Source organism: Pseudomonas sp. 3JA (assembly GCF_036961705.1).
In the GTDB taxonomy this organism is placed as follows: domain Bacteria; phylum Pseudomonadota; class Gammaproteobacteria; order Pseudomonadales; family Pseudomonadaceae; genus Aquipseudomonas; species Aquipseudomonas fluorescens_Q.
This window is the reverse complement of the sequence record NZ_JBAMDJ010000105.1, coordinates 1-734: the sequence shown is the minus strand read 5'-3', so window position 1 is coordinate 734 and position 734 is coordinate 1. Positions and strand designations below refer to the sequence as shown.

Genomic DNA, 734 nt, shown 5'->3' with positions numbered 1-734 from the left:
GGAATCGCATCCGCCGAAGCAATGTTTTGCTGTTCGATAATCGCCCAAAACCCGCAAACGGCGATTGAACCGATCCCGGGCCGCCCTTCACCATCCCTCGCACAAAACCAATAACAACAGGTTCGACGCCATGCCCATCCGCCCCGCCGCACCCGGCTGATCCTCAACAGCCTCACGCCACTGGTTCCACCGTTCCGCCTGCAGCCCAAGGTTGTGGCAACGACCCGCTTCGTCCACAAAAAAATAGAGACACGCCCATGAAGCCCACACAACACTTGTTCCCCAGCCTCATTGCCGTCGCCCTGACCAGCACCGCCCTGCCCGTCCTGGCCGCGGAATCAGGGTTTGTCGAAGATGCCAAGGCCACGCTGAACCTGCGCAACTTCTACTTCAACCGCAACTTCACCAACCCGAACAACGCCCAGGGCAAGGCCGAGGAATGGACCCAGAGTTTCATCCTCGACGCCAAGTCCGGGTTCACCCAGGGCGTGGTCGGTTTCGGCGTGGACATACTGGGGATGTACTCGGTCAAGCTCGACGGCGGCCGTGGCACCGCAGGTACACAACTGCTCCCAGTGCATGACGACGGCCGCCCGGCCGACGACTTCGGCCGTTTGGGCGTGGCCCTGAAGGCCAAGGTGTCGAAGACCGAATTGAAGGTCGGCGAATGGATGCCGGTGCTGCCGATCCTGCGCTCCGACGACGGCCGTTCCCTGCCGCAAACCTTCCGTGGG

At 62.0% G+C, this 734-nt stretch carries 1 protein-coding gene; it reads left to right on the top strand.

All coding sequences use genetic code 11. The features are described from left to right. Window positions 1-257: 257 nt before the first annotated feature. Window positions 258-734 (top strand): OprD family outer membrane porin (locus tag V7773_RS30240; protein ID WP_336076499.1); only part of this gene is annotated, 477 nt, incomplete at its 3' end.